We start from the raw sequence: 24,625 nt of genomic DNA, 5'->3' as shown, positions 1-24,625 counted from the left end.
TTCTGTCATACTGCCAAGGACGCGCTCCATGCCCCAAATCATCGAACCCAAGCTGATGGCTGGAAACTCCAACCTCAGCCTGAGCAATTCCATTGCCCGCCGCATGTCGATGCATCGCGGCATGAACGTGGGGCTCGTGGATGCCCGCGTCGAGCGCTTTAACGATGGCGAGATTTTCGTCGAGGTGTTCGAGAATGTGCGTGGCGAGGATATGTTCATCCTGCAATCGACCTCCAAGCCCGCGAATGACCACTTGATGGAGCTGTGCATCATGTCGGATGCGCTGCGGCGCTCCTCTGCGGCGCGGATTACCGCTGTGATCCCTTACTTCGGCTATGCCCGGCAGGATCGCCGCTCCAAGGCACGTACGCCGATTTCGGCCAAACTTGTGGCCAATATGCTGGTGCAGGCGGGCATTGAGCGGGTCCTGACGATGGATCTGCACGCCGCGCAGATCCAGGGCTTTTTCGATATTCCCGTGGACAACCTTTATGCCTCGCCGGTCTTTGCCCTCGATATTCTCGATCAGTTCAAGGGCAACACGAAAGATGTCATGGTCGTCTCGCCGGATGTGGGCGGCGTGGCGCGGGCGCGCGAGTTGGCCAAGCGGATCAATGCGCCGCTCTCGATTGTGGACAAACGGCGCGAAAAGCCCGGTGAGATCGCGGAGATGACTGTTATCGGCGATGTGAAAGGCAAGAAATGCATCATCGTTGATGACATTTGCGACACTGCGGGCACGCTTTGCAAAGCAGCAGAAGTTCTGATGGAGCACGGTGCGACAGAGGTCCATGCCTATATCTCGCACGGGGTCATGTCCGGTCCCGCGGTCGAGCGTGTGACAAAATCCGTCATGAAGTCGCTGGTGATCACCGATTCAATTGAGCCCACCGATGCCATCACTGCGGCGAAGAACATCCGCGTTGTGCCCACGGCGCCTATTTTCGCGCAAGCCATTCTCAATATCTGGAATGGAACGTCGGTCTCGTCGCTTTTTGAGCATCAGTCTCTGGAGCCGCTCTATGAGGGCGTCTACGGCGGCTGATCCCACCAGACCGCACAATTTTTGAGCCCCGGTGTGCGCAAGCCCGCCGGGGCTTTTCGTTTCGCATCAAGTGCGAAGCTGACGCTGCGACAGCACGGTTGTCTTTGTCGCGATTCTGGCATCTGATACCGGTATGAAAGATCCGTGCCACACACGGACGCGCTGCCATGCGAACATCCAACAGGAGGACGTTATGATCCGTCTTTTCACCACAACTGCGACTGCAGCCCTTTTGGCGAGCACGGCGCAGGCCGAATTCACGCTGCATATCCTGCATACCAATGACATCCACAGCCGTATCGAATCCATCAACCGCTTCGACAGCACCTGCAACGCAGAGGGCGAAGCGGAAGGGAAATGCTTCGGTGGCGTCGCGCGGATCAAGACCCTGGTCGATCAAAAGCGCGGCGAGCTGGGCGAGAATGTCGTTGTGCTGGATGCGGGAGACCCTTTCCAAGGATCACTTTTCTACACGACCTACAAAGGCGCGGCGGAAGCCGAGTTCATGGACGCCATCGGCTATGACGTCATGGCCGTGGGTAATCACGAATTTGACGACGGTCCCGAAGGGCTCGCGAGCTTCATCGACAAGGTGAATTTCCCCGTCATCTCGGGCAACCTCGATCTGTCTGCCTCCAACGTGCTCAAAGGCAAGGTCGAGAACCACGTGGTTCTGGAGGTTGGCGGTCAGAAGATCGGCATCATCTCGGCTTTGGCCACCAACACGGTTGAGACCTCGTCGCCAGGCCCCAATGTCATCTTCCAGGATGAGATCGAAGCGCTGCGTGCCGATGTGGAAGCGCTGCAAGCCGAGGGCGTCGACAAGATCATCGCGCTCAACCATGTCGGGCTGCGCAAGGATCTGGCCATCGCGGAAGCGGTCCCGGGCATTGATGTCGTGATCGGCGGCCACAGCCACACGCTGATGTCCAATGACGACGAAGGCACGCCCGCCTACCCGACGATGGTCGGCGATGTGCCGGTGGCGCAGGCTTATGCCTTCTCCAAATATGTGGGCCATCTTGCGGTGACGTTTGACGATGCCGGCAATGTGACGGCGGCCGCGGGCGATCCGATTATTCTGGATGCCTCTGTCGAGCCCGATGCGGCGATCCTCGCCCGCGTGGCCGAGATGGGCGCGCCCATTGAGGAGCTGAAAGCGAAGGTCGTCTCTGAGAGCGCTGATGTGATCGAAGGATCCCGCGACGTCTGCCGCGCGATGGAATGCGCCATGGGAAATCTCGTGGCTGATGCCATGCTGGATCGGACCAAGGATCAGGGCATCCAGATTGCCATCCAGAACGGCGGCGGTTTGCGCGCCTCCATTGATGCCGGTGAAGTGACCATGGGAGAAGTCCTGACGGTCCTGCCCTTCCAGAACACCCTGGCCACGTTCCAGCTCAAAGGCGCGGATGTGGTTGCGGCTCTGGAAAATGGCGTCAGCGAAATCGAGGACGGCGCGGGCCGGTTCCCGCAGGTCTCGGGCATGAAATACACCTTCGATGCCTCGGCTGAGCCAGGGTCACGCGTGTCTGATGTGATGGTCATGGACGGGGGGGCCTTCGTGCCGATCGACCCCGACAAGGTCTATGGGGTTGTGTCCAACAACTATATGCGCGGGGGCGGTGACGGATACTCGATGTTTGAGACCAACGGCATGAATGCCTATGATTTCGGGCCCGGTCTTGAGCTTGTCGTGGCGGATTACCTCGCGGAGAACCTGCCATACCAACCCTACACAGACGGCCGCATCACTGCGAAATAAGCAGTGGCGCGCCTGAAACGTCAAAGGCCCCGCAATTGCGGGGCCTTTTTGTCTGGCATTAGAGACGCTCTCTCAGATCACGATCAAAGGGCGCTTTTGAGCGCCTCCACAAGATCGGTGCGTTCCCAGCTGAAGCCCCCGTCAGCTTCCGGGGCACGCCCGAAGTGGCCATAGGCGGCGGTGCGCTGGTAGATCGGCTTGTTCAACTCCAGATGCGTTCGGATGCCGCGCGGTGTGAGATCGATGACCTGCGGGATCGCGGCTTCGATGGCATCTTCGGCAGCCTTTCCCGTGCCATGGGTGTCGACATAGATCGACAGGGGTTTGGCCACGCCGATGGCGTAAGACAGCTGAATGGTGCAACGATCCGCAAGCCCTGCGGCCACGACGTTCTTGGCCAGATAGCGCGAGACGTAGGCTGCTGAACGGTCCACCTTGGTGGGATCCTTGCCGGAGAAGGCGCCGCCCCCATGCGGCGCAGCACCGCCATAGGTATCCACGATGATCTTGCGCCCGGTCAGCCCCGCATCACCATCAGGCCCACCAATGACAAACTTGCCCGTGGGGTTCACATGCCATTCCGTGGCATCAGAAACCCAGCCATCGGGCAGTGTGCCGCGGATATAGGGCTCCACGACGGCGCGGACATCGTCCGACGTCATGCTGGCATCAAGATGCTGCGTCGAGAGCACAATCGAGGACACCCCCACGGGCTCACCGCCCTCATAGACAACAGATAGCTGGGATTTCGCATCCGGGCCAAGCGTTGGCTCTGTGCCATTTTTGCGGACCTCGGCCAAACGCCGCAGGATTTCATGGGCATAGTAGATCGGCGCGGGCATCAAGGCGTCTGTTTCCTTGGTGGCATAGCCGAACATGATGCCCTGATCGCCCGCCCCTTCGTCGCCCTGCTCTCCGGTGACGCCCTGCGCGATATGGGCGGATTGCTCATGGAGCAGGTTCGTCACTTCGCAGGTCGCGTGGTGGAACTTGTCCTGCTCATAGCCAATGTCTTTGATACAGGCGCGCGCGATCTCGTCGATGCGGCCCATATATTCATGCAATTTTGCCTGATCCGTCAGGCCAACTTCGCCCCCGATGACCACACGGTTGGTCGTCGCAAATGTCTCACAGGCAACGCGCGCCAAAGGATCTTCTGCCAAGAATGCATCAAGAACGGCATCCGAGATACGATCACACACCTTGTCAGGGTGACCTTCGGACACGGATTCCGAGGTAAAAACATAATTCTGTCTGGTCATGGATTGCTCCGTTGGGGTGACGCCCGCCACGTCAGGAAGCCGTTGTGGGGGCCAATGAATGCTTTGTGCTACGCCGCTCTTGCTTAAAGGTCAATGCAAGCGGCGCCGCACCGGTCCAATTGCCACAAGGGCAAGAACCAAAAAGGCGATACCGGCAGGAATGTTGCCAAACCGCGCATAGATGGTCGGCGCGCCGCGCGCGGGCAGCGGATGATCGAGATAGCCCGAGGTGTTCAGAGCGATCTGCCCCAGGATACGGCCCTTGTGATCCATCACAGCCGACACACCGGTATTGGCGACACGCACAAGGGGCAATCCTTGCTCAATGGCCCGCATGCGCGCCTGCTCTAGATGCTGCCAGGGGCCCACCGCCGCGCCGAACCATGCGTCATTGGTCACTTGCAACAAAAAGTCGGGACGCTCCCCCGAGACACGTCCATAGCGGGGAAAGACAGCCTCATAGCAAATAAGCGGCAAGGCCAGGCCAACGCCCTCAATGTCCATCACGCGCGGCCCCGGCCCCGGCGCGTAGCCAAATTCCGTACGCGCCGCCAGCGTCGCGATCCCCAACGCGCGCCAGAACCCGGGCAGCGGCATGTATTCCCCGAAGGGCACCAGATGGTGCTTGTCATAGACATCGCGGACGCTGCCGGTTGTATCCGAGATCACGAGAGAGTTGAAAAAGAGCGTCGGATGATCGCCGCGACGTTGCACCCCGATGGCGGCCTGCGTGCCCGATTGCTCCGCTATGAAGGCCAGCGCCTCCTCGGCATCCTCCAGAAGCATCGGCAAGGCGCTCTCGGGCCAGATAACCAGATCAGGCGTGGGGGTTTGCGCGGAAAACCCCACCATACGGTTGAAGAAAACGGGCATCATCTCGGGATCCCATTTCTCATGCTGCGCGGCATTGGGCTGCACGAGGCGCAGAACAGGGGCGTCAGTTGGGATCTCGGTCTGTCCCTGCCCCAACCAGACGCCACCGCCGTATAGCACGAAAAGCGCGCAGAGGCCCACGGCCAGAGGTACAGGCGTCGTGCGCCATGCCGACCACGCGGCAAGCGGGGCCGCCGCGCAGACCAGCGTTACGAGGGTGAGACCGTAGGGGCCAAAGATACTCCCCCAGTGAAGGACAGCCCCCCCTGACCAGATGTGAGACACCAGCGCCCAAGGGAAACCCGTCAGGACAAAACCACGCAAGGTTTCGATCAAAGCCCAGCTGAGCGCCAGCCCCAAGACACCGCAGCGCATCCTGTGCGCAACCCAGAAGGCCAGCGCCCAGAACAAGGCCAAACCGCCTGCAAGACCGATGAGCCCAAAAGGGGCCAACCAACCCGTGACAGCAGGCTCGACTAGAAAAGGCTCGACGATCCAGTGCAGACCCGCGCCGAAATAGCCTAAGCCTGTGAGCCACCCCAAGAGCGCCGCACGGCGTGCATTTTCCGGCTTGCTGCCCAGCCAAATCGCCGCAATCAACGCGAGAAAGGCCAGCGGGCCGAGCCCAAATGGCGCAAGCCCGAGCGCCATGACAGCCCCGAAGCCAAAGGCACACAGACGATCAGCGCGGACGAGAAACCGGCCGGCAGTCGTTTCAGGCATCGTCGTCTTTTGGCTCTTCTGAGGCGTCTGCCTTTGGCTGTTGTTGCACGCTGGGGGCGCTCGGAGTGCTCAGACGCACGCGCAAGCGCTTGATGCGGCGGGGATCTGCATCAATCACCTCGAATTCCGGACCATCTGGATGCGGAACGATCTCACCGCGCGCGGGCACATGGCCAGCCAGCATGAACACCAAGCCGCCAAGCGTATCGATTTCTTCTTCGTCGACCTCATCGTGCGCTGTGAGGTTCATGCCAATCTCGGCCTGAAATTCATCCAGCGGCGTCTTTGCGCGCGCAAGATAGCAACCCGGTTTCTCGAGACTGAACATCTTGTCTTCTTCAAGATCATGTTCATCCTCGATCTCGCCAATGACCTGCTCGATCAAATCCTCGATCGTCACAAGCCCATCGACGCCGCCATACTCATCAATCACCAGGGCCATATGCCGCCGCTCGGTCTGCATCTTGGCAAGCAGCACTCCGATGGGCATTGAGGGGGGCACAAAGAGCAAGGGGCGCAACATGGCTTTCGTCGAAAAGCGTCCGCCCTTGCCGTTGAACCCATGTTTGAGGGCGAAATCCTTGAGGTGCAAAAACCCAACCGGCGTGTCCAAGGTGCCATCGAACACAGGGATACGGGTCAGCCCGGAATCGCGGAAGACATCCACCAGATCATCCCGCGTGATCGTGTTGGGCACAGCTGTGATATCTGCCTTGGGGATCATGACGTCTTCCACCCGCAGGCGCCGCAGGTTGGCCATGCCAATGCTCTGCGCCACCGGAGCGGTTGTGCGTACGCTGTCGGGGGGCGTATCTTCCCCCGGGCTCAAGGCACCAAAAATGCGTTGGAAAAATCCAGCCTTGTCAGTGGTGGCCATTTCGGCGCGCGCGCTCTGCGCCGCCTTAGAAGATCCGTCGAGGTCGTCCATCGTTCCGTCAATAAGTGGGGCAAAGGCCCGGTAAGTTGGTTACTATGTGGTGTTTCTGAAGATTTTGCCAAGCTTTTCTGCTGCGATCGATAGGATACGTGCCCTCGCGGCCACGCACAGCCCCTCTATGACGCCAAAATCCAAAGGAAACCTTGCCTCAGGCATAGGGATCAGGCTCGCCCATGCGTGTCAGGATCTGGCTTTCGAGCTCTTCCATCAATGCGGCATCGGCTTCTTCCACATGATCGTAGCCCAGCAAATGCAACGTCGCATGCACGAGGAGATGAGTGGCATGGGCGGCCAGAGGCTTGCCCGCAGCTTCTGCTTCGCGCGCGCAGGTCTCGTAGGCAATGGCAATATCGCCCAGCTCGTCCATGCGGGGCATCGCAGGAGCGCCGCCCGCGGTTGCGCAGGCCAGCTCTTCCGCGGGCCAGGACAACACATTGGTTGCGCTTGGCTTGTTCCTGAAATCCGCATTCAGCGCAGCGATCCGCGCATCGTCGCAGCCCAAAACAGCAATTTCTCGGGCCTGGGTATCAACCTGTAGAAACGACAGGCTGGCGCGCGCCGCACGTTCCGCCAGATCCGCGAGTCCGGCCGCTTCCCAACGCGGATCTTCAATCACCGTATCCGTGAGCATGGTCTGGCATCCAACCTTTGAGCCACTGGCAGGCCCGGTCAAGGCGTCTCGGCATCCGCCTCGTAGGCTTCGATGATCGCCGCCACCAATGGATGGCGCACAACGTCCTTTGCAGTGAAGTAGTTGAACGAGATGTCCGGGATCGTCTTCAAGAGCCGCTCGGCATCCCGAAGCCCTGATTGCACGCCACGCGGCAAATCGATCTGCGTGCGGTCTCCTGTAATGACCATGCGAGACCCCTCGCCAAGCCGCGTCAGAAACATTTTCATCTGCATCGAGGTTGCATTCTGCGCCTCATCGAGCACCACAAAGGCATTGGACAGCGTACGCCCACGCATGAAGGCCAAAGGCGCAATTTCTATGCGCTTCTCCTCAATCAGTTTGGCCAGCTGTTTGCCCGGCAAAAAGTCATTCAGCGCATCATAGAGCGGCTGCATGTAGGGGTCGACCTTGTCCTTCATGTCGCCCGGCAGATAGCCCAGTTTCTCACCCGCCTCGACTGCGGGGCGCGACAGGATAATCCGATCCACCGCGCCATTGATGAACATGTTCACACCGACAGCCACCGCGAGATAGGTCTTGCCAGTGCCTGCAGGACCAATGCCAAACGCGAGACTGTTTTCAAACAACCCCGTGACATAGGATTTTTGAGCGTCCGTGCGGGGCTCCACAAGCTTCTTGCGTGTCTTGATCTCGACATGGCCGCCCTTGAACATCTCCAGCTGCGCCTCGGGCGCGGTGTCGGTGTTCATGCGCAGCTCACGGTCGATGTCCCCCGGCTCAACGGGCCGTCCGGCCTCCAGCCGTTCGTAGAGTGCAGTGAGCACGTGTTCGGCATCCGCCTGGCTGCTGGCCTCCCCCATGATGGAGAGCTGATTGCCCCGGCGCAGGATCTGCACGCCCAGGCGCGATTCAAGCTCCGCAAGATTCTTGTCGAACTCGCCGCATAAATCGATGAGCAGCATGTTGTCGGGAAACTCGAGAACGGTTTCCGTTGCAGGGCCGGCGGCAGCATCCGGTGGCAGCGTAGTCAGACTCAATCACTTCTCCTCGTCGTTGGAATGAGTGTTCTACATGTCGTGGCTTCAAGCAAGGCTTGCACGGGCATTGTCTCGATTTGGCAACAAAAAACGCCGGCGCAGCCTCCTGCACCGGCGCGATGGCATGAAGCCGCTCCGATCAGAGCGTATCGTCGATTGTCTCGTCGCCGCGGAACGGGCCGGTCACAACGGTTGGCGGTGCGGTGCCCGAGCACACGGGCTTGCCGTATTTGTCCAGACGTTGCGAGAGATAGCCCTCGATCCCGTCATCGATGATCCAGTGGTCACATCCATTAGGATCGACCCAGATGCCCGCCACGAGATTGGAGAGCGACTCATCTTCATCCGCCCCCTGGCCGTAATCCCGGGTCTTGTCGGTATCAACGCGGCCATAGCCGCCCTCAGCCGCGACCGCGAGCGCAGCAAGAGGACCACCGCCCTCTCCCACACATCCCGAGAGCGCGCCGATGGCCGCCACAAGGACGATCTTTTTCATATCCAGCATCATCGTCCCCTTTACTTGATACACAGGATTTCGACGCGGCGGTTGCGCGCCTTGCCGTCACGGGTCTTGTTGGAGGCAATCGGCATCCGCTCCCCGTAGCCACGCACATCCACGACACGCGCGCCAACCGAGCGGGCCACGCGAGCGACAGACACCGCACGATTGTAGCTCAGCTTCATGTTGTAATCGTCAGACGCCCGGCTGTCGGTATGGCCTGCGATGACAAACGCCGTGGCCGTCGAATTCTTGAAGAAATCCTGCAGGCCAGCCTGACCTTCGCGGCCGATGTGATAGCTGTCTGTGGCGAAGAACTGATCAGAGTTCATGACACCGCAGACATTGCCCCGGCGACAGACCGGAATGCCCTGACGGTTCACATGTGGCGTCATGTAGCCCTCGAACCCGTCGTCCATGACCCAATGCTCGCAGCCATCGGGATCAACCCAAATCGTCGGCACATAACGCTCACCGATCACCACGCGTTGGTTTTGTGTTGAAATGAAGGGTGTGTCCCCTGCAACCGTGTCGGCCATTGCCGACGAAGTAAAAGCTACACCCGCCACAAGCACGGCGCCGGCGACGACCCCGCGCAAGACGTCGGTCATTCTGTTTGCCACAGCCTGTCGTCCTTATCCAAATTTCCCCCAGAAGCCGTCACAGCAGAATCATCGTGAACGGCTCAAACTCACTGTAATCAACAGTTTACCAAACCTGAGAGGTCTGTGAAGCCTTTCAGCACAATATCTAGTGGAACATCTGGAAAGGCCTGCAATACTCAGCCGGATCAATCGAACAATCGGGGCATCATTCGCTCATTGTTTCAGGGCATTACAGGAGAATACTAAAGTATCCACAGGTCAAAAAACCGGTTCAGACAAGTTTCGCAGCAAGCGAGTTCGTGCTGCTATCTATGACCTCAACACGGACCAGATCGCCAATTGCGGCACCAGCATCAGCCACATGCACGGCATGGAGGTACTCTGATTTTCCAACCATTTGCCCGGGCAACCTGCCCTCACGCTCGAAGAGCACAGAGACCTGCTTGCCGACCATGGCGCGCTGGATCTCCTGTTGCTGTTCGGACAAAAGCGCCTGCAAACGGTAAAGCCGGTCCGTCTTCACGCTCTCCTCGACCTGATCGCGCTCAGCGGCGGGTGTCCCGGGGCGCGTCGAGTATTTGAAGGAATACGCCGTGCCGTAGCGGACTTCGCGGATCAGATCCAAGGTAGCCTGAAAGTCCTCTTCAGTCTCCTCGGGAAATCCCACGATGAAATCGCCCGAGATCAGAATATCCGGGCGCGCCGCGCGCAGTTTTTCGATGCACCGCAGGTAGCTCTCGGCGGTATGCGAGCGGTTCATCCGCTTGAGGATCTTGTCAGACCCCGCCTGCACGGGAAGATGCAGATAAGGCATGAGCTTCTCGCAACGACCATGGGCATCGTAAAGGTCATCGGTCATGTCATTGGGATGTGAGGTTGTGAACCGAATGCGCTCCAGACCGTCAACGTCATTGAGCGCCCAGATGAGCCTCGCCAGTGACCATTCCCCATCGGTCCCCGCCCCGTGATAGGCATTAACGTTCTGGCCCAGCAAGGTGATTTCGCGCACACCGCGCTCCACCAGATCTCGCGCCTCCGTCAGGATTTGATCCACCGGCCGCGAGACTTCGGCCCCTCGCGTATACGGGACCACGCAGAAGGCGCAGAACTTGTCACAGCCTTCCTGGACCGTCAGAAACGCCGTCGGGCCGCGCTTGGCCTTGGGGCGGTTCTTCAGACGCTCAAACTTGTCTTCTTCGGGAAATTCCGTATCGAGCGCTTTTTTTCCGGTGCGGGCCTTGGCTTCCAGCTCCGGCAAACGGTGGTAGCTTTGCGGTCCGACGACCAGATCAACCATGGGCTGGCGCCGCATGATCTCTTCGCCTTCAGCCTGCGCCACGCAGCCCGCAACGCCAATCTTGAGGTCCGGCTTTTCGGCCTTGAGGCCCTTGTACCGCCCCAATTCAGAATAGACCTTCTCGGCCGCCTTCTCGCGGATATGGCAGGTATTGAGCAGGATCATGTCCGCATCATCAGGCGTCTCGGTCTGCTCATAGCCCTCCAGCGCTTCCGCCATACGCTCACTGTCGTAGACATTCATCTGGCACCCGTAGGTCTTGATGTAGAGCTTCCTGGCCATGGGCATTCCTCAAGGACAAAGATGTTGGAGAATGCGCGGCTGATACCGCAAAAGGCAGGGCTCTTGCAATGGGGCAGCAATTGACCGATTCTTAAGGAAAACAAGGCAAGGCAACTTCATGCGGATCGCATCACTGGGCCAGTTCCTCAAGGAAAACGCGCATGCTCTGGCAAAGGGGCCTGTGGCGATTGTTTTCGTGGAGGACGATGTTGAGATCGACACCACGCTGCGCCACCACATGCAATCCGGCTTTGCACAGGTTGTGGCCTTCATGCCTGCCCGCTTTGAGCTGGCCCCAGATCTTGTGGATGTGGTCCTGCGGGTGGATCACGACGTGGCGTTGCAGGAGCCTTTCCACGAGGTGATCAACGCGCTTATTGCCGTGATGCCCGCGGGGACCTGGATCTATTACTGCTTCAATGCAGAATACCTGTTCTACCCGTTTTGCGAATATCGCACTGTCGGCGAAATGCTGACCTTTCACGGGGAAGAGCGGCGCCATGCCATGCTTTCCTACGTGGTCGATCTCTACGCCGACAATCTGGATGCGCATCCTGATGCAGTCTCGCTGGATGCCGCCCATATTGATCGCACCGGGTATTACGCCTTGGCCCGCCCCGACCCCGCCAATCACAACCATCCCAAAGACCGACAGCTCGATTTCTATGGTGGCTTGCGGTGGCGCTTTGAAGAACACGTACCGCCCGAGCGCCGCAAGATCGACAGGGTTTCCCTGTTTCGCGCAAAAGATGGCCTCATCCTGCGCCCTGATCACACCTTTTCGGACGAAGAATACAACACCTATGCCTGCCCTTGGCATCACAACCTGACCGCCGCGATCGCATCGTTCCGAACGGCCAAGGCGTTGAAATCAAATCCGGGCAGCACCTATGACATTCACTCGTTCCAGTGGCACAATTCCGTGCCCTTCGAATGGCATTCGCGTCAATTGCTTGATCTGGGGTTGATGGAGCCCGGGCAATGGTTTTGAGCGCAAATGCGCTTGGACCCATCGCAGGTGGTTGCGCGTTTTGGCGCGCGTCAGACTAGCAATGCAGAGACTATTTCATCGCTTCGAAGCCCAACTGCGCCAGGCGTTAATCTGTCCCGCGACGGATAATCACAGTGCTCTCGTCTGCTCCGGCAGTGTCCTGAGCCTGTAGGCGAATACGCTTTGCGCCGGGTGCCGCAGCTGGCGGCTCATCTCCCGACGCCCGGACCTCCGGCTGCCGAGGGGCCGCACCTGCCTCAGCCCGAGCAGCCAATTCCGCCACAACGACACGGGCTATGGCCTCTTGGGTCTTGAGATAAAACGCTTGGCCCTCTTCGGTTCCCAACACGTATCGCGTCGCGCCAAGGCTTACCGTCAGCAGAAGAACTTTGATGACCAGCCCCTTGAGCAAAGTCGCCCCAAAGCCCGGACGCGCGCGCGCCTTAGGTTTGCGCGCCCACTTTGTTCGGGGCGTTCTGGTGCTTGGATTGTCTTGCAGAATGCTCTGCCGGAGGGCTTGGTCGGGTGTCATGGGGCAAGTCTGCTGCGCCAGTTTGGCACAATCGTGGCGCAGGCTCGCAGAATTTACGACGCTTATAGGTTGTCGTACTGAGGCATGCCCAGAACGTGGAACCCTCCATCCACACGGATCACTTCGCCCGTTGTGCAAGCACCCGCATCTGATGCCAGATATACAGCCGTTCCACCAACAGCCTCCAACGTGGCATTCGAGCGTAGCGGTGCGTTGGTATCAGTATGTTTGTAGGTTTTACGCGCCCCGCCGATGGCTGCGCCCGCAAGCGTTTTCATTGGTCCCGGGCTGATCGCATTGACGCGAATACCTTCGGGGCCCAGATCATTGGCAAGATATTTGACCGACGCCTCCAGGGCCGCCTTGGCCACGCCCATGACGTTGTAGTTCGGCGTCACCCGCGTCGAGCCCATATAGGTCAACGTAAGCAGCGTGCCGCCATGCGCGACCATCAAAGGATGCGCCCGTCGTGCCACCTCGATGAAACTATAGGCGGAGATATCCAAGGAGGTTTTGAAATTCTCGCGCGACGTATTCAGGATCCGCCCCGTCAGCTCATTCTTGTCAGAGAACGCGATCGCATGGACCAGAAAGTCGAGGCTGTCCCATCGCGCGGCCAGTTGAGCAAAGGCGGTGTCGAGCGAGGCGTCATCGGTGACATCCACATCAACCATGAAATCAGAGCCGACGCTGGCCGCCAGCGGCTCGAGCCGTTTTCCAAACGCCTCCCCTTGATAAGTAAAGGCGAGCTCAGCACCCGCTTCCGCACAGGCCTTCGCGATGCCCCACGCGATCGAGCGCTCGTTGGCCACGCCCATCACCAGACCCCGTTTGCCCGCCAGCGCGCCTCTCGCTGTCTCATTCATGTCAACCGACCCCCGTCCTTCATCTTGCCCGTAAACTCCGGGGGTGCGGGGGCAGCGCCCCGCCTGACCCCGCATGATCAATCCCGCAGCTTCGACAGCAGCATCGAGCCGTTCGTGCCGCCAAAGCCAAAGGAGTTTGTCATCACCGTATCAAGCCCGGCATTGTCGACCCGGGCTGTTGCAATCTCTTGGGGCTTGAGCGCAGGGTCCAGCGTCTCGACATTGATCGACGGGATGATGAAATCATGCTCTAGCGCGAGCAGGCAGTAGATCGCCTCCTGAGCCCCCGTGGCGCCTTGGCTGTGGCCTGTCATCGACTTGGTCGAGCTGACAGGCGGCGTGCTCCCCTCGCCGAAGACGCGGCGGACCGCTTCGATCTCGCCCACATCGCCCACCGGCGTCGAGGTCCCATGCGCGTTGATGTAGCTGACCTTTCGGTCTTCCGGCAGCGTGCGCAGCGCGCCGCGCATCGCGCGCTCACCGCCCTCGCCCGAGGGCGCGACCATATCGGCGCCGTCCGAGGTCGCCGAGAACCCGGTCACTTCCGCATAGATCTTGGCCCCCCGCGCTTTGGCCCGCTCATATTCCTCCAGCACGACCATCGCGCCACCACCGCCGATGACAAACCCGTCACGGTCCGCATCAAAGGCGCGGGAGGCGCGCTCGGGCGTGTCGTTGTATTTGGAGCTCATGGCTCCCATCGCATCAAAGAGGCAGGATAGCGTCCAATCGAGCTCCTCGCCACCGCCGCCAAACATGACGTCTTGGGTGCCAAGAGCGATCTGCTGGGCGGCCATGCCGATGCAATGCAGCGAGGTCGAGCAGGCGCTGGTGATCGAGAAATTCATGCCCTTGATCTGATAGGCCGTCGCTAGGTTCGCGCTGACGGTGGAGGACATGGTCTTGGGCACGGCAAAGGGCCCGATGCGCTTCGTCGCACCGGTCTTGAGCACAACCTGATGCGCGGCCAGCATGGCCGAGGTTGACGGCCCGCCGGAGCCCGCGATCACGCCCGTCATCGGGTTGACCACATCGGCCTCTGTCAGCCCCGCATCCGCAATGGCCTGACCCATGGCGATATGGGCGTAAGCCGCCCCCGGCCCCATGAAGCGCAGCGTGCGCTTGTCCACATGGTCGGCCACGTCAAGGTTGACCGCGCCTGCGATCTGGCTGCGAAACCCATGCTCTTTCATCGCCTCATTGGCGGTGATGCCTGAACGGCCTGCCTTAAGCGATGCCAGAACCTCTTCGGCATTGTTCCCGATCGAGGAGACGATCCCCAGTCCCGTAACGACAACACGGCGCATGCAGCTTCCCTTTCGTTTACTAGGGCTTGTCTAGGGCATCCCGGGGGGCAGGCGCAAGATGGCGACTGGAGCGGCACCGACAGGATGCCCGCTGTTTCACGGATCAAATCGCCGGATCAGTTCGATCTCATCATGGAGGCGGCGCCCTGTGGGCTGAAAGCCAAGGCCCTCATAGAAAATCAGCGCGTTGCCAGGCTTTTTGTCCGCCGTCGTGAGGGACACTCCTTTAAGCCCTATCAGGCGCGCATAGCCTTCCGCAAAGGCGAGCGCTGCCCTGCCGATGCCTTGACCACGCGCCGCACTGTCAACCATCACCCGCCAAACATAGAGACAGCCACTTTGAAAGTCGTCTTGCTCGTCCTGCGCGATCAACCGGGGATCCACGACCGATATCAAGCCCACGGCCTTGCCTGCCTGCCCCAACCCGAAGGTCAGCGCACAGGGCTCGTATGCGGCCTCTGCCAGCCATTCCGGGACGGGCGCAATGAGCGCAGCCTCGTTGTCGCGCAGCTTGAGGCCCACAAAATCATCCAGCGTGTCACCGGTAATTTTGATGACCTCAAGCTTTGGGGTGTCTTGTCCCGTCACGTCAACTCTCGCTGAGCGCGACCTTCATGTCCTTGACCTGATAGATAACCTCGCCATCCGCCTCGACAATGCCGTCTGCGACACCCATGGTCAGGCGGCGGGTCTGGATCGCTTTGGTGAAATCGATCTTGTAGGTCAGCATCTTGCGGTCGGGCCGCACCATGCCGGTGAGCTTCACCTCACCCACGCCAAGCGCGTAGCCGCGCCCCTGCCAGCCGCGCCAGCCAAGATTGAAGCCCGTCAATTGCCACAGGCCATCGAGGCCCAGGCAGCCCGGCATGATCGGGTTGCCCGGGAAGTGACATCCGAAGAACCAGGCCTCGGGTGTGATGTCGAATTCCGCCAACACATGGCCCTTGCCATGCGCCCCGCCATCTGCGGAGATGTCTGTGATGCGGTCCATCATCAGCATGGGCGGCTCGGGAAGCTGCGCATTGCCGGGCCCGAAAAGCTCGCCACGGGCGCATTTCAGAAGGTCGTCGCGATCGAAACTGTTTGGAAAGTCAGTCATTCCTCGGATGGCTCCTTGGCTAGAGGTCGCTCTGTTATGATCCCTCTAGCACCCCCTCCGCCATAGGGAAAGGGCACCGTGCCGCACTGGTTTTCGATTGAAAATCATTCGCAAGCACCCTACCTTTGGCCTCAGTCAGGATAACCGAGTAAACGTATGACCCCTCAGGCAATACAACGTGGAACCGATTGGCTCGCCGGCGCAGGCCTGCGCCCAACCCGTCAGCGCCTCACACTTGCGGCGCTTTTGGTTGGTGACGGACGGGACCGCCATGTGACCGCTGAGAGCCTGTTTGCCTCCGTGCAATCGGGTGGTGAGCGGGTGTCTTTGGCCACGGTCTACAACACGTTGCGCGCCTTCTGTGACGCAGGCCTGATGCAGGAAGTCACGGTGGATGGTGCGCGGAGTTACTTCGACACGAACACGCATGATCACCCGCACTTCTTCTGGGAAGATGAGGGCAAGCTGACAGATGCGCCCGCTGATCAGCTCGAAATCGTGCGTCTGCCCGATGCGCCCGACGGGGCCGAGATTGCGTCCGTGGATGTTGTGATCCGGCTGCGCAAGAAATAGTCTCGCTCTTGCCATAACGACCAAAGCCGCCCTCGCAGGCGGCTTTTTTCTTTGTGGGATCCGTCGATCCGGGGAATATCGACGTGGGCGGTCTACGCGAGACTGCGCGTCGCAAAGCAACCTTTGCTGTCTCAAAGTGGTACCCGCGGCCGGACTCGAACCGGCACGGCCTTTCGGCCTGGAGATTTTAAGTCTCCTGTGTCTACCATTCCACCACGCGGGCCACGGAGTATTAGCTAGCTCAAGGTCAAGGAGCGGTCTAGTGCCTCTCTTCGCCAAAACGATTGAACGCCAAAACGCCCGGACAGAGACCGACAGCATCAAGCGGCGATAGGCGCTCGGGACAACATTGGAAGAGCAACGTGGGTCAGATCTGGCGCGACACCAAAGACGTCAGATTTCTTCTTCATCGGCTTCGAGCGCAGGCAACATATGCCGCTCGCCCAGCCACGGGTTGAGCGCGAGCGCTTGGCGTAACACCAAGATCGCCTCCGCCTTTCGATCAAGCGCAACCAATGTGAGGGCTTTGCCCGTCAGAGCCCCAAGGTGACGCGGGCGAATGTCCAGAGCGCGGTCAATATCCGGCAGTGCCAGCTCGAACTGGCCGCCGAGGTAGCGCGTGAAGGCCCGTTGGTTCCAACCTTCGGCATAATCGGGGCAATAGTCGATCAGCCGGTCGAGCGTCTGCAATGACCCCAGAAGATCATATTGCGCGCGCTGCGACATGCCCTGATCCAGCAATTCCTGCGCAGTGTCGTCGGGTGCATCTGTCCAATAGCCCCAAAGCGCGTTGGAGTATTCCCGCGCTTCGGTCTCCGTTTCCGCGATCAACATCTGCGCGTAAAGCGCGTCGATTTCCTCGGAATGTGATGTGACGGGTGGGCAGGTCGATGAGATTGCGGGCGTGGCCAGCAGCGCGAAGGCAAAAGGAAGCACGTGTTTCATGCCCACAAGCATGCCCCACCGCCAGCCGCCGTCAAGTCACGTCCCCGAGACCAACTTCCTTGACAGCCTGCATGGCCACGAAAGTGGAGGTTGCGGAGAGATAGGGCAACGTCGAGATTTTCTCAGCCAGAACGTGGCGGTAGGCCCGCATGGACCCGGTGCGCACTTTCATGAGGTAATCGTAGCTACCGGCAATCAAATGCACCTGTTCAATCTCCGGAATGGCCACAACCGCCGCATTGAACTTGGCCAGGGCGGCCTCGCGCGTATCCGTCAGCTTCACCTCGACAAAGGCCACATGATCGAGCCCCAAACGAATGGGATCCAGCATGGCGCGGTAGCCGCGAATGAAGCCATCCGCCTCCAAGCGCCGCAGCCGCGCTTGCGTGGGCGATTTGGACAAGCCGATCCGACCCGCAAGATCCGTGATCGAGATCCGCCCCTCTTGCGCCATGACCTGCAGGATTGCATGATCGAATTTATCCAGCTCCAGACTATCCATTTGGCCTGCCTTATCAGGTTATTTCGATCCAATCCGCTCGCCAATGCGGAAACAAAAGGAATTCTGCCTCACGATCACAGCATAACTTAGGGCATCTGAAAAGGATATGCCAGTATGACCAGTGACACTGCCCTTCGCGACCGCATCGACATGATGACCTACACCGATGAGGCCGCTTGTATCGCCGATCTCGTGACGGTGTCCCGGCTCAGCCTGCAAGATCGCAGCGCCATCTCGAAGGACGCCGAAGGTCTGGTCACGGCCATTCGGACCAGCGCTGATCCCGGCTTGATGGAGGTCTTTCTGGCAGAGTACGGCCTTTCAACCGATGAAGGCGTGGCCCTCATGTGTCTGGCAGAGGCGCTCCTGCGTGTGCCAGATGCCGAGACCATTGATGCCTTGATCGAAGACAAGATCGCACCGTCTGACTGGGGCAAGCATCTGGGCAGCTCGACCTCGTCTCTCGTGAATGCCTCGACATGGGCCCTGATGCTGACAGGCCGTGTTCTGTCCGAGGAACAGCCCGGGCCGGTGGGCCATCTCCGCGCCGCTATCCGGCGGCTGGGCGAGCCTGTGATCCGCACGGCAGTGGCGCGCGCCATGAAGGAAATGGGGCGGCAGTTTGTTTTGGGGGAGACAATCGGCTCGGCCATGTCGCGCGGCGCGGCGATGGAGGCCAAGGGCTATACTTATTCCTACGACATGTTGGGCGAGGCCGCCCGGACAGATCGGGATGCGAAACGGTATTTCGAGGCCTACCGCCGCGCAATCGCGGCCATCGGCGCAAAAGCCCAAGGCGATGGCATTGCAGACCGGCCCGGGATTTCCGTCAAGCTCTCTGCCCTGCATCCGCGATATGAGGAGGCGCAAAGAGACCGTGTCATGCAAGAGGCCCTGCCGCGCCTGATTGCGCTGTGCGAAGATGCTGCGCGTCTTGGTATTGGCCTGAACATCGATGCCGAAGAGGCCGACCGTCTGTCGCTCTCCCTCGATCTCATTGCCGCATTGCTCACAACGCCGTCGCTCGCCCAATGGCCCGGTCTGGGTGTCGTCGTTCAGGCCTATGGGCCTCGTGCCAGCGCCGTCATCGATTGGCTTTATGCCGCGGCGCAGGGGCGTCGCATCATGGTGCGCCTCGTTAAGGGCGCCTATTGGGACACCGAAATCAAACGCGCGCAGGTCGAAGGGCTCGATGCCTTCCCTGTCTTTACCTCCAAGGCTGCGACGGATGTCAGCTATATTGCCAATGCGCGCAAATTGCTGGACATGCGCGATCGCCTCTATCCGCAATTCGCCACCCATAACGCCCATACGGTCGCCGCGATCCTGCACATGGCGCAAGGAACGGAGGGGTATGAGTTCCAACGGCTGCATGGCATGGGCGAGGCACTGCACGCGCAGGTCAAAGCCTCCCACAACACGCGCTGCCGGATTTATGCGCCTGTGGGGGCGCATCGTGATCTCCTGGCCTATCTTGTGCGCAGGCTCCTGGAGAACGGGGCGAATTCCTCATTCGTCAATCAGATCGTGGATGAAGACGTCCCGCCCAGCGAGGTCGCCCGCGACCCGTTCTTGGCACTGGATCCTGAACGGAGCCTGCCCAAGGGCACCGAGATCTACCAGCCTGAGCGGCGGAACTCTGGCGGAGCCGATCTGGCCCATCGCCCGACCCTCGCCGCCATCAATGCCGCGCGCGCGCCCTATCGGTCCCATGTCTGGGGCAGCGCCGGGCCGCAGATCACCGACCCGGCCGATGGCTCCCATGTGGGCCACTGCCCGGAGGCCACGGACGCCGAGATCGATGCCGCATTGCATATCGCGCAACCATGGTCCGCCGAGGCTACGGCTCGCGCGGAGATCTTGAACAAGGCCGCCGACCTCTACGAAACCCATCAGGGGGAGCTCTTTGCCCTTCTCGCCCGCGAAGCTGGCAAGACGCTGCCTGATGCATTGGCAGAGCTGCGCGAAGCCGTGGACTTTCTGCGCTACTACGCGGCCCATGCGCCGCAAACCACGCCCGTGGGCCGATTTACCTGCATCAGCCCATGGAACTTCCCGCTGGCCATTTTCACAGGGCAGATCGCCGCCGCACTGGCCACTGGCAATGCGGTCCTCGCCAAACCGGCACCGCAGACACCGCTTGTGGCCGAACGCGCTGTTGCGCTGCTGCATGAGGCTGGCGTTCCGGGCCCTGCGCTGCAAATCCTGCCAGGCGGGGTACATGTGGGGCGAGCGCTGACGTCTGATCCTCGCGTCGATGGCGTGGCCTTCACCGGCTCCACGGCCACGGCGCGCGCCATTCGGCGCAGCATGGCGGATCATCTCGCGCCCGGCGCGCCGCTCATCGCCGAGACAGGTGGCCTCAATGCCATGATCGTCGACAGTACGGCCCTGCCGGAGCAGGCCGTGGCCAGCATCGTGGAGAGCGCGTTTCAATCCGCAGGCCAGCGTTGCTCGGCGCTCAGGTGTCTCTATGTGCAAGAAGATATTGCCGAGAACTTCACCGCGATGCTGACGGGGGCCATGGCGGAGCTGCGCATGGGCCATCCCTGGGAGATCTCGACCGATGTCGGGCCCGTGATAGATGTCGAGGCGCGGGAAAAAATCACAAAACATATCGAGCAGGCCCGCAACGAAGGGCGCCTGATTGCGGAAGGCACAGTGCCGCCTGACGGAAATTCAGGCGGGACTTTTGTCGCACCCACGCTCCTGCGCGTGTCTGGAATCGAGGAGATGCAAGAGGAGATTTTTGGCCCTGTCCTGCATTTGGCGACGTTCCGCTCGGATGAAATTGACAGCGTCATTTCCCGGATCAACGCCACAGGCTACGGACTGACCTTCGGTTTGCACACCCGCATCGATGACCGGGTCCAACACGTCACCGAACGCGTGCACGCAGGCAATATCTACGTCAATCGCAACCAGATCGGCGCTGTTGTCGGCTCGCAACCCTTCGGTGGCGAGGGCTTGTCGGGGACCGGCCCCAAAGCCGGCGGGCCGCTCTATCTCGCGCGCTTCTGCGCCGCGCCGCACAGCCTGCCATCAGAACCCTGTTCCAAAGAAGTCTCGGCCCAGGAGGTTCAGACGCTGATCGACGCAGACAACGGACACCCTGCCACGATTCCCGAGGCGCACCTGTTGCCGGGTCCAACGGGCGAGTCCAACCGGTACATGCAAAGCCCGCGCCCGCCGCTGCTTTGCCTCGGGCCCGGGCCCATCGGCGCACAACGGCAGGCCGAAGCGATACGTGATCTGGGCGGGCGCGCCATCACTCTGGACGGCGCGCTGGCGCCCGAGGCCCTGAGCACCTTGCAGGGGTTTTCCGGAGCGCTCTGGTGGGGTGATGCGCTTGACGGGCGGCGGTATGCCCAAGCCCTCGCCAAACGTGACGGCCCGATCCTGCCCCTGATTACCGGCCTTCCCGATCGCGCCCATGCCTGCCATGAACGCCACGTATGCGTGGACACGACCGCATCGGGAGGAAATGCCGAGCTTTTGGCGGGGGAAAGCTGACCCACGCGCGCCTGCCCCCTTGACCCCGCCCACGCTATGGGAAAGCGTGCGGACATGTTTCCAATCCGAGATCACAACCCGTCCGGCCGCATCCCTTACGTGACCTATGCCTTGATCGGTATCAACGTGGTGGTCTTTCTGTCCTACGTGGGCTTGTTTCAAAACGATCGCGCCTTGGTCGCGTTCTTTTTCGACTATGCCTTCATCCCGGCGCGCTTCTCGGAAGGTGAGGGCATTCTGGGATTGTTCACCTCGATGTTCTTGCACGGCGGATGGGCGCATCTTCTGGGCAATATGCTGTTTTTGTGGATCTTTGGCGACAATATCGAAGATGAGCTGGGCCATGGCCCTTTCCTGGGCTTCTACATCGCAGGCGGCGTGGCGGCGGCGATGGCGCAATACCTGGGCGAGCCGGGAAGCCCGGTACCCATGGTCGGCGCGTCAGGTGCGATTGCCGCTGTGATGGGAGCCTATCTCTTGATGTATCCCAAGGCCAAGGTCGATATTCTGATCATCCTCGTCATCATTTTCCGCATTATCCCGATCCCTGCGTGGATCATGCTGGGGCTTTGGTTTGCCATGCAACTGATTGGCGGCGTAGGCTCCATCGCAGGCACCGGCGGTGTCGCCTATTGGGCCCATGCGGGTGGTTTCATCGCCGGGATCATTTTGATCTTTCCACTGTGGACCAAGCGCGGCGGACCCGCGTTCTGGCGCAGCACTGACGGCCATCCGCCCCATCCCGAGGCCCGCTACCCCTTCGTGCCCAGTTCCATCCCAAACGCGGGTCGGCGGCGCTAGCTCAACGCCCGTGTGATCGACACGCCAGCCCAGGCGGCCACGCCCGTCAGCAGGCTGCCCCAGACCAGATCGACGGCCACCATGTGCCAATGCCATGCCTTGATCGTCGCGTAATTGGTAAACTCATAGGTGCCATAGGCCAATGCGCCCAGGAGCATCCCCATGAGCAACGCTTGTCCGGGGGCATCCGCTTTCAGAGCGGGCCAGGAGACAAAGACCAACAATCCGCCAATGTAGAAGAGATAAAAGACGAGCGCCGGGCCAAACCGGAAACTCTCGGTCAGTAGGTCGCTGATGTGACGCTCAAAGAGAGGCCGGAGCAGATAGGTCAGCCCAAAGAAGTCGATCCCCAGAAACACCACAACAGTGGTCAGGTAGAGGATTATGATCTGCGTCATGTGGCTTGGCCCTTTTGGCTAGGTCTCCGCCAAAGCTAGCGTGGCATTCCACAAAGTCTCTGGCACCTCCGCGAAAAGCGCAGGCGTCTTGCCCTGCCCCGGCATTCTGCAGCCGTCGTCTTGCGCGACAGCCGCGCCAAGCGCCGTTATGGCTGCCGCAAACCCTGGCTGAACGGAGGGGTCAATAAGAATGAAATACTGCCCCAGATCATGCGGCGCGCCCTTCGGCGCCTTGAGTGGTTTGACATCGCGGGAGGGTGTCGAGCCCGTCATGGCGGAGGCGAGGATTTCCGCCATGAGCCCGAATCCCCAGCCTTTATAGCCTCCTGCCGAGACCAGCGAGCCCTTGAGGGCGGCGGCGGGATCTTCGGTCGGCGCGCCGTCGGCATCTATTGCCCAACCTTCCGGGATCGCCTCTCCGGCGGCATTGGCCATCGTAATGCGGCCCAAAGCCACGGCCGTCGTTGATTGATCGAATTGCATCGCGACACCGCCCTGGCCATCAGGAACGGCAAAGGCCATGGGGTTGGTGCCGATCACGCGGGTCTTGCCGCCGGGCGGGGCGACAATGGGCGAGGCGTTGGTCATCCCAAAGCCAATCAAGCCATGAAGCGCAATCTGTTCGGTAAAATATCCCACGGCCGTGCAGGTATGGGCATGGGAAATAGCTATGGTCGCAATCCCGCAGGTACGGGCGGCCTCCAGCCCCTTGGGCAAGGCGCGCAAGAAAGCCGTTTGCGCAAAGCCGAAACCTGCATCGACGGCCACGAGACCGGCGCGGGGCTGCGTGATCTCAGGCTCGACATCCCCTTTGACCCGCCCGCTGCGCAATTGCTGGCAATAGCTTTCGAGATAGTAGAGACCGCATATCCGGTTGCCATAGCTCTCGGCCACGCGGATCGTCTTTGCCATTTCATCCGCGACCCAATCAGCCGCGCCATGTGCGCGCAGAGCATCGCGTGAGACACGTTCGATTTCAGCGATATCAACTTGCGGCATTCGAGGCCTCCTCAAGGGCTTGCGGCAGAACATCATCGAGCACGTCCATCATCTCCGGCGTGCCCGCACTGATCCGAATACACCGATCCTCCGGCGCGACAAAAGGCATCCGGACGAACACACCACGCGCGACCAGTCCCGCCAGAACATTGCGCGCAAAATCGCCATCGTGCCCGCAATCGAGGGTCACGAAATTCGTGGCCGATGGCAGGGGCGTCAGGCCGTTGGCCCGTGCAATGGCAGCAATCCGTACCCGCGCCTCAGACACGTTCTCGACGACCTCCGCCAGATAGGTCTGATCGGCCAAGGCAGCGCGCGCGCCAATGACCGCTGTGCGGTTCATGCCAAAGTGATTGCGCACCTTGTCATAGGCGCGGATCAAGTCCGCATGGCCCATCGCGTAGCCCACCCGCGCCCCGGCCATGCCGTAGGCTTTTGAGAAGGTGCGCATGCGGATCACACGCGGATCCTGCATATCCAGCGGTGGCAGCGCATCGTCCGGCGCGAAATCGGCATAGGCTTCATCCAACACCAGCACTGTGCCTTCCGGCATCCCCTCAATGAGCGCACGGACACGCTCGGCACTATGCCATGTGCCCATCGGGTTATCGGGGTTCGAGAAATAGACGAGCTTGGGCCGCAAAGCGTGGGCCTGCGCGATCAGCGCGTCAATGTCCTCGTGATCATCGCGATAGGCCACTTTGTGCAGCGTGCCTCCGTATCCCGCAACATGGTAGTTGAACGTGGGATAAGCCCCATCGGACGTGAGAACGGGATCACCGCCGCTCACCATCAGCCGCACGGTGCTGTCAAGCAGCCCATCAATGCCCGCGCCAACAACGATATTGTCCGGGGCAATCTGATGATGCGCAGCAAGATCGTTTTTGAGATCAAACGCAGTTGGATCGCCATACATCCATGTCTCAGGTGTCGCATCGCGCATGGCCTCTATGGCTTTTGGTGAGGGGCCAAAGACGCTTTCATTGGCACCAAGCCGCGCGCGAAATACGGCACCGCGCTGGCGTTCGAGTGTCTCCGGACCAACGAATGGAACCGTGGCAGGCAGAGACGCGACGAGGGGGGTAAATCTTGGTCCATGGGTCATGGGCGCGACTATGCTGCGCCGATCGGGGGCTTGCA

24 protein-coding genes, 1 tRNA gene and 1 riboswitch are annotated in these 24,625 nt (G+C 60.5%); of the genes, 6 read left to right on the top strand and 19 right to left on the bottom strand.

Going from position 1 to position 24,625, the window contains the following annotated elements; translation table 11 throughout:
* The first annotated feature begins 28 nt into the window (after window positions 1-28).
* Entirely contained in the window at window positions 29-1,045 is a 1,017-nt protein-coding gene (locus ACP15S_RS02760; protein WP_425038048.1) for a ribose-phosphate pyrophosphokinase, read from the top strand.
* Window positions 1,046-1,238: 193 nt separating this feature from the next.
* Window positions 1,239-2,810 (top strand): bifunctional metallophosphatase/5'-nucleotidase, encoded by a 1,572-nt coding sequence (locus tag ACP15S_RS02755; RefSeq protein ID WP_425038047.1) that lies wholly within the window; start codon window positions 1,239-1,241, stop codon window positions 2,808-2,810.
* An 83-nt stretch (window positions 2,811-2,893) separates the two neighbouring features.
* Here the strand turns inward: ACP15S_RS02755 and metK are convergent, their stop codons facing one another.
* The 8 genes from metK to miaB all read right to left on the bottom strand — a co-directional run bounded on the left by metK (window position 2,894) and on the right by miaB (window position 10,965).
* On the bottom strand, window positions 2,894-4,072 hold the full coding sequence (gene metK / locus ACP15S_RS02750) for a methionine adenosyltransferase (protein ID WP_425038046.1): 1,179 nt from the start codon (window positions 4,070-4,072) through the stop codon (window positions 2,894-2,896).
* A 4-nt stretch (window positions 4,073-4,076) separates the two neighbouring features.
* A riboswitch (SAM-SAH riboswitch) is annotated at window positions 4,077-4,126 on the bottom strand.
* A gap of 36 nt (window positions 4,127-4,162) precedes the next feature.
* Entirely contained in the window at window positions 4,163-5,668 is a 1,506-nt protein-coding gene (gene lnt / locus ACP15S_RS02745; protein WP_425038045.1) for an apolipoprotein N-acyltransferase, read from the bottom strand.
* The gene (locus ACP15S_RS02740; protein WP_425038044.1) at window positions 5,661-6,596 is read right to left on the bottom strand and encodes a hemolysin family protein; all 936 of its coding nucleotides are present in this window, start codon (window positions 6,594-6,596) and stop codon (window positions 5,661-5,663) included. Before ACP15S_RS02740 ends, lnt begins: the two co-directional genes overlap by 8 nt.
* A 157-nt stretch (window positions 6,597-6,753) precedes the next feature.
* Window positions 6,754-7,236 (bottom strand): rRNA maturation RNase YbeY, encoded by a 483-nt coding sequence (gene ybeY / locus ACP15S_RS02735; RefSeq protein ID WP_425038043.1) that lies wholly within the window; start codon window positions 7,234-7,236, stop codon window positions 6,754-6,756.
* A gap of 38 nt (window positions 7,237-7,274) precedes the next feature.
* Window positions 7,275-8,276: a PhoH family protein gene (locus ACP15S_RS02730; protein WP_425038042.1), complete on the bottom strand. Its 1,002-nt coding sequence runs from the start codon at window positions 8,274-8,276 to the stop codon at window positions 7,275-7,277.
* Window positions 8,277-8,415: 139 nt separating this feature from the next.
* Window positions 8,416-8,781 carry a hypothetical protein gene (locus ACP15S_RS02725; protein WP_425038041.1) on the bottom strand — a complete coding sequence of 122 codons (366 nt, stop codon included), beginning with the start codon at window positions 8,779-8,781 and terminating at the stop codon, window positions 8,416-8,418.
* A gap of 11 nt (window positions 8,782-8,792) precedes the next feature.
* On the bottom strand, window positions 8,793-9,386 hold the full coding sequence (locus ACP15S_RS02720; protein WP_425038040.1) for an OmpA family protein: 594 nt from the start codon (window positions 9,384-9,386) through the stop codon (window positions 8,793-8,795).
* Between the two features lie 265 nt (window positions 9,387-9,651).
* Entirely contained in the window at window positions 9,652-10,965 is a 1,314-nt protein-coding gene (gene miaB, locus ACP15S_RS02715) for a tRNA (N6-isopentenyl adenosine(37)-C2)-methylthiotransferase MiaB (RefSeq protein WP_425038039.1), read from the bottom strand.
* 112 nt (window positions 10,966-11,077) lie between these two features.
* On the opposite strand from miaB, the gene ACP15S_RS02710 reads away from it, so the two are divergent.
* Window positions 11,078-11,950: a hypothetical protein gene (locus ACP15S_RS02710; protein ID WP_425038038.1), complete on the top strand. Its 873-nt coding sequence runs from the start codon at window positions 11,078-11,080 to the stop codon at window positions 11,948-11,950.
* A gap of 106 nt (window positions 11,951-12,056) precedes the next feature.
* Here ACP15S_RS02710 and ACP15S_RS02705 read toward each other — a convergent pair whose 3' ends face one another.
* The 5 genes from ACP15S_RS02705 to fabA all read right to left on the bottom strand — a co-directional run bounded on the left by ACP15S_RS02705 (window position 12,057) and on the right by fabA (window position 15,754).
* Complete coding sequence (locus ACP15S_RS02705; protein ID WP_425038037.1) at window positions 12,057-12,482, bottom strand: hypothetical protein; 426 nt, start codon at window positions 12,480-12,482, stop codon at window positions 12,057-12,059.
* A gap of 62 nt (window positions 12,483-12,544) precedes the next feature.
* Window positions 12,545-13,348, bottom strand: a complete 804-nt coding sequence (locus ACP15S_RS02700; RefSeq protein WP_425038036.1) for an enoyl-ACP reductase FabI — start codon at window positions 13,346-13,348, stop codon at window positions 12,545-12,547.
* A gap of 77 nt (window positions 13,349-13,425) precedes the next feature.
* Window positions 13,426-14,655: a beta-ketoacyl synthase N-terminal-like domain-containing protein gene (locus ACP15S_RS02695; RefSeq protein ID WP_425038035.1), complete on the bottom strand. Its 1,230-nt coding sequence runs from the start codon at window positions 14,653-14,655 to the stop codon at window positions 13,426-13,428.
* 96 nt (window positions 14,656-14,751) lie between these two features.
* Complete coding sequence (locus tag ACP15S_RS02690; RefSeq protein WP_425038034.1) at window positions 14,752-15,243, bottom strand: GNAT family N-acetyltransferase; 492 nt, start codon at window positions 15,241-15,243, stop codon at window positions 14,752-14,754.
* Between the two features lies 1 nt (window position 15,244).
* Entirely contained in the window at window positions 15,245-15,754 is a 510-nt protein-coding gene (fabA, locus tag ACP15S_RS02685) for a bifunctional 3-hydroxydecanoyl-ACP dehydratase/trans-2-decenoyl-ACP isomerase (RefSeq protein WP_425038033.1), read from the bottom strand.
* A 156-nt stretch (window positions 15,755-15,910) separates the two neighbouring features.
* Between fabA and irrA the strand changes: the two genes are divergently transcribed.
* Window positions 15,911-16,327, top strand: coding sequence for an iron response transcriptional regulator IrrA (gene irrA / locus ACP15S_RS02680; RefSeq protein ID WP_425038032.1), 417 nt, complete (start codon window positions 15,911-15,913; stop codon window positions 16,325-16,327).
* A 137-nt stretch (window positions 16,328-16,464) separates the two neighbouring features.
* Here irrA and ACP15S_RS02675 read toward each other — a convergent pair.
* The 3 genes from ACP15S_RS02675 to ACP15S_RS02665 form a co-directional block, all read right to left on the bottom strand.
* Window positions 16,465-16,550: transfer RNA gene (locus ACP15S_RS02675), tRNA-Leu, on the bottom strand.
* A 170-nt stretch (window positions 16,551-16,720) separates the two neighbouring features.
* Window positions 16,721-17,272: a tetratricopeptide repeat protein gene (locus tag ACP15S_RS02670; RefSeq protein ID WP_425038031.1), complete on the bottom strand. Its 552-nt coding sequence runs from the start codon at window positions 17,270-17,272 to the stop codon at window positions 16,721-16,723.
* 31 nt (window positions 17,273-17,303) lie between these two features.
* Complete coding sequence (locus tag ACP15S_RS02665; protein WP_425038030.1) at window positions 17,304-17,774, bottom strand: Lrp/AsnC family transcriptional regulator; 471 nt, start codon at window positions 17,772-17,774, stop codon at window positions 17,304-17,306.
* A 114-nt stretch (window positions 17,775-17,888) separates the two neighbouring features.
* Here ACP15S_RS02665 and putA point away from each other — a divergent pair, with 114 nt between their 5' ends.
* Together putA and ACP15S_RS02655 are read left to right on the top strand one after the other, a co-directional pair.
* The gene (gene putA / locus ACP15S_RS02660; RefSeq protein WP_425038029.1) at window positions 17,889-21,287 is read left to right on the top strand and encodes a bifunctional proline dehydrogenase/L-glutamate gamma-semialdehyde dehydrogenase PutA; all 3,399 of its coding nucleotides are present in this window, start codon (window positions 17,889-17,891) and stop codon (window positions 21,285-21,287) included.
* A gap of 54 nt (window positions 21,288-21,341) precedes the next feature.
* Window positions 21,342-22,088, top strand: a complete 747-nt coding sequence (locus ACP15S_RS02655; protein WP_425038028.1) for a rhomboid family intramembrane serine protease — start codon at window positions 21,342-21,344, stop codon at window positions 22,086-22,088.
* On the opposite strand, the gene ACP15S_RS02650 is transcribed toward ACP15S_RS02655, so the two are convergent.
* Genes ACP15S_RS02650 through ACP15S_RS02640 form a run of 3 tightly spaced genes read right to left on the bottom strand, consistent with a single transcriptional unit; the run spans window position 22,085 to window position 24,590 of the window.
* Entirely contained in the window at window positions 22,085-22,486 is a 402-nt protein-coding gene (locus tag ACP15S_RS02650; RefSeq protein WP_425038027.1) for a DUF2177 family protein, read from the bottom strand. The two genes, ACP15S_RS02655 and ACP15S_RS02650, sit on opposite strands and share 4 nt — an antisense overlap.
* An 18-nt stretch (window positions 22,487-22,504) precedes the next feature.
* Complete coding sequence (locus ACP15S_RS02645) at window positions 22,505-23,485, bottom strand: Ldh family oxidoreductase (RefSeq protein WP_425038026.1); 981 nt, start codon at window positions 23,483-23,485, stop codon at window positions 22,505-22,507.
* The gene (locus ACP15S_RS02640) at window positions 23,472-24,590 is read right to left on the bottom strand and encodes a pyridoxal phosphate-dependent aminotransferase (protein ID WP_425038025.1); all 1,119 of its coding nucleotides are present in this window, start codon (window positions 24,588-24,590) and stop codon (window positions 23,472-23,474) included. The genes ACP15S_RS02645 and ACP15S_RS02640 overlap by 14 nt, the downstream gene beginning before the upstream one ends.
* Window positions 24,591-24,625 lie beyond the last annotated feature (35 nt).

This window comes from Primorskyibacter sp. S187A (genome assembly GCF_049800955.1).
In the GTDB taxonomy this organism is placed as follows: domain Bacteria; phylum Pseudomonadota; class Alphaproteobacteria; order Rhodobacterales; family Rhodobacteraceae; genus JAKVBH01.
Note: the sequence above shows the minus strand (reverse complement) of the source record. Positions and strands in the feature narration are given on the sequence as shown.

What these genes read in the sequence shown, in the direction of transcription:
- ACP15S_RS02760 (WP_425038048.1), top strand. Translation starts at nt 29, where the DNA reads ATGCCCCAAATCATCGAACCCAAGCTGATGGCTGGAAACTCCAACCTC.
- ACP15S_RS02755 (WP_425038047.1), top strand. Translation starts at nt 1,239, where the DNA reads ATGATCCGTCTTTTCACCACAACTGCGACTGCAGCCCTTTTGGCGAGC.
- metK (WP_425038046.1), bottom strand. Translation starts at nt 4,072, where the DNA reads ATGACCAGACAGAATTATGTTTTTACCTCGGAATCCGTGTCCGAAGGT.
- lnt (WP_425038045.1), bottom strand. Translation starts at nt 5,668, where the DNA reads ATGCCTGAAACGACTGCCGGCCGGTTTCTCGTCCGCGCTGATCGTCTG.
- ACP15S_RS02740 (WP_425038044.1), bottom strand. Translation starts at nt 6,596, where the DNA reads ATGGACGACCTCGACGGATCTTCTAAGGCGGCGCAGAGCGCGCGCGCC.
- ybeY (WP_425038043.1), bottom strand. Translation starts at nt 7,236, where the DNA reads ATGCTCACGGATACGGTGATTGAAGATCCGCGTTGGGAAGCGGCCGGA.
- ACP15S_RS02725 (WP_425038041.1), bottom strand. Translation starts at nt 8,781, where the DNA reads ATGCTGGATATGAAAAAGATCGTCCTTGTGGCGGCCATCGGCGCGCTC.
- ACP15S_RS02720 (WP_425038040.1), bottom strand. Translation starts at nt 9,386, where the DNA reads ATGACCGACGTCTTGCGCGGGGTCGTCGCCGGCGCCGTGCTTGTGGCG.
- miaB (WP_425038039.1), bottom strand. Translation starts at nt 10,965, where the DNA reads ATGCCCATGGCCAGGAAGCTCTACATCAAGACCTACGGGTGCCAGATG.
- ACP15S_RS02710 (WP_425038038.1), top strand. Translation starts at nt 11,078, where the DNA reads ATGCGGATCGCATCACTGGGCCAGTTCCTCAAGGAAAACGCGCATGCT.
- ACP15S_RS02705 (WP_425038037.1), bottom strand. Translation starts at nt 12,482, where the DNA reads ATGACACCCGACCAAGCCCTCCGGCAGAGCATTCTGCAAGACAATCCA.
- ACP15S_RS02700 (WP_425038036.1), bottom strand. Translation starts at nt 13,348, where the DNA reads ATGAATGAGACAGCGAGAGGCGCGCTGGCGGGCAAACGGGGTCTGGTG.
- ACP15S_RS02695 (WP_425038035.1), bottom strand. Translation starts at nt 14,655, where the DNA reads ATGCGCCGTGTTGTCGTTACGGGACTGGGGATCGTCTCCTCGATCGGG.
- fabA (WP_425038033.1), bottom strand. Translation starts at nt 15,754, where the DNA reads ATGACTGACTTTCCAAACAGTTTCGATCGCGACGACCTTCTGAAATGC.
- irrA (WP_425038032.1), top strand. Translation starts at nt 15,911, where the DNA reads ATGACCCCTCAGGCAATACAACGTGGAACCGATTGGCTCGCCGGCGCA.
- ACP15S_RS02670 (WP_425038031.1), bottom strand. Translation starts at nt 17,272, where the DNA reads ATGAAACACGTGCTTCCTTTTGCCTTCGCGCTGCTGGCCACGCCCGCA.
- ACP15S_RS02665 (WP_425038030.1), bottom strand. Translation starts at nt 17,774, where the DNA reads ATGGATAGTCTGGAGCTGGATAAATTCGATCATGCAATCCTGCAGGTC.
- putA (WP_425038029.1), top strand. Translation starts at nt 17,889, where the DNA reads ATGACCAGTGACACTGCCCTTCGCGACCGCATCGACATGATGACCTAC.
- ACP15S_RS02655 (WP_425038028.1), top strand. Translation starts at nt 21,342, where the DNA reads ATGTTTCCAATCCGAGATCACAACCCGTCCGGCCGCATCCCTTACGTG.
- ACP15S_RS02650 (WP_425038027.1), bottom strand. Translation starts at nt 22,486, where the DNA reads ATGACGCAGATCATAATCCTCTACCTGACCACTGTTGTGGTGTTTCTG.
- ACP15S_RS02645 (WP_425038026.1), bottom strand. Translation starts at nt 23,485, where the DNA reads ATGCCGCAAGTTGATATCGCTGAAATCGAACGTGTCTCACGCGATGCT.
- ACP15S_RS02640 (WP_425038025.1), bottom strand. Translation starts at nt 24,590, where the DNA reads ATGACCCATGGACCAAGATTTACCCCCCTCGTCGCGTCTCTGCCTGCC.